The organism is Nostoc sp. ChiQUE01b (genome assembly GCF_034531255.1).
Lineage (GTDB): Bacteria > Cyanobacteriota > Cyanobacteriia > Cyanobacteriales > Nostocaceae > Nostoc.
Genome location: NZ_JAVRBM010000195.1, coordinates 1 through 2160, shown reverse-complemented (window position 1 = coordinate 2160; position 2160 = coordinate 1). Strand labels below are relative to the sequence as shown.

Sequence of the window (2160 nt, the reverse complement as noted above, 5' to 3'; positions counted from 1 at the left end):
ATTGGTACTACCAATTTGCGATCGCCCTGTGCCAGTTGCGTAAGTCCTGAAGATAAATAATCACTATAAATAAATGGAAATGGATTCTAAGCAAGCTGCTAAAAATATTATTGAAGCTTTAAAGTACTTAAACCATAATAGTCCTGAATCTAATGAGGTGATAAATTGGACATATACTCCTGATATACGACTTTCAGATTATTTAAATGCATTAAAATGTTACTTAAAAAAAGAAAAACCTACTGCTAGTGAGAGGCAAAAAGCAGGATATTTATTGGAGGAAATTCTCACTCTTAGCTTTAAAGGACTAGCAGGGTATTCTGAAATTAAAAGCTATCAATCTTCTAGCCATCAATACGATTTTTTAATAAGTGGCGATGGTGCTAATTGGGATATTATTTGTAATCGACTTTTTTTAGAAAATTATCGAGGAATTGTTGTTGAAGCAAAAGCGACAGAAGAAGTTGTTTCTATCGCTCAGTTTTCTCGTCTTTGTAGTGTTCTAAGCCTAGAACTATTTAATACTGTTGGTCTTGGTGTATTCTTTACATTAAAAGGAGCGGCTGGATTCCCTAGTAGAAATGGACGTAAAAAATGTATTAGTGATGCTAGGCTTTGCCAACTTCTTTTTTATGCAAGGCATAAAAAGAATATTGTCGTTTTTGATAAAGATGATATTTTTGAACTTAATGAAAATGGTGCTTTAATTCACATTTTAATTAGAAAAATAAAAGAAATAGAACAATCAAGTGGATTGAAGAATGCACCTGTAGCTGAACTTGTTGATATTGATTTACCTGAACGATTAAAAAATTTAATTTAATAACTACGGTTCTACTCTAGATCGGTTTTTCACGGGAAGACCCTCTCAGCAGTACATCAAACTCCTCATCAAGAAACCCCCGGCTAAGATTCCAGATTTAATTATGAGTATTTGAGTAAATACTCAAATGAGGTTTTACTCAATCCTTTGAAACTGTGGTATCTAGATATGCCTCTAAAGCCTTAATGACAATACTTGTAATGCTGCTGCCCTTGCCTTCCTCTATGGCTCGCATCTTAACTTTGTTGTGTAAACTGACTGGGATTTCTGCATTCAGACGGGTGGTTTCTTCCGCTCTCGCTTCCTCAATAGCCAAATTTTTTAGTTCATGTTCCCGCCGTGTTTTCTTTGCTTTAAGCACCATGCTTTAGTACCTCCCGCACTTCATTTTTAAGAGCATCAATTTCTTTAGCAGCATCGCTGTTGGGGTCATTGAAAACAGTTAACCCCTCGGAAGCCGTAGTTGGATAAGCTACTCGCTGTGTTGTCCCTGCTTTAAGTACAGGCAGATTGTAATCTTCCAGGGCATTGCTTATTTCTGTGCTGAGTTTGGTATTTTTAATTGCCCTGCTGATCACAAAAACAGCTTTTGGCTTGCCATTAGTGACTTCGCGGCGTGCGGCGATGATGTCAACCAAATCAGCACAAGCCCAAATATCGTAGGGGCTAGGTTGTACAGGAATGAGAACCAAATCGGCGGCCTTGACCGCAGCTGCACTAAGCTTGGCGATTTGAGGCGCTCCATCAATGACAATCCAATCATATCCGTGCGAAATCGCTTGCAAATCTTTAGCTAGTGTCTCCCTGTCCAAACCCACAACGGGGATGATATTGCCGCCATTGGCCTCATTCCAGTCTCTAGTGCTACCCTGCGGATCAGAGTCAACCAGTAAAACTGTGGTATTGTCCCGTTGCAGAGAATGAGCAAGATTAGTGGCGATGGTCGTTTTCCCTGAGCCGCCCTTTTGGTTTAGGACGGCGATAACTGTTGACATTTATGAACTCCAGCATTTTTGAGTAAAAGCTCATTTGAGTAAATACTCAAATCATCAAAGCATGATTTATTTTAGATAGCAAGTCTAAAATTACACCCAATTTTATTACTTAACTTGCCTTTCCCATTATTGTTGTTGGCGAATAACCTACACAAATTCTTGAGATGCCCTTTTGGTTCAGAACGGCAATAACTGTTGACATTTATGAACTCCAGGATTTTGAGTATTTACTCATTTGAGTATTTACTCAAAACATCAAAGCATTCATTCTGTTACATACTTGCAGGCTAAGTAAGTCGGCGCGAAAAAACTAAACTATGTAAAGATAAATAAATACGGAGA

3 protein-coding genes are annotated in these 2160 nt (G+C 38.2%); 1 reads left to right on the top strand and 2 read right to left on the bottom strand.

Annotated features, from left to right (window positions below):
• The first annotated feature begins 73 nt into the window (after positions 1-73).
• Positions 74-823: a hypothetical protein gene (locus tag RMY63_RS41565; protein ID WP_322734253.1), complete on the top strand. Its 750-nt coding sequence runs from the start codon at positions 74-76 to the stop codon at positions 821-823.
• A 139-nt stretch (positions 824-962) separates the two neighbouring features.
• On the opposite strand, the gene RMY63_RS41560 is transcribed toward RMY63_RS41565, so the two are convergent.
• The gene (locus RMY63_RS41560; protein WP_322734252.1) at positions 963-1187 is read right to left on the bottom strand and encodes a hypothetical protein; all 225 of its coding nucleotides are present in this window, start codon (positions 1185-1187) and stop codon (positions 963-965) included.
• Positions 1177-1818, bottom strand: a complete 642-nt coding sequence (gene parA / locus RMY63_RS41555; RefSeq protein WP_322734251.1) for a ParA family partition ATPase — start codon at positions 1816-1818, stop codon at positions 1177-1179. Before parA ends, RMY63_RS41560 begins: the two co-directional genes overlap by 11 nt.
• Positions 1819-2160: the final 342 nt, after the last annotated feature.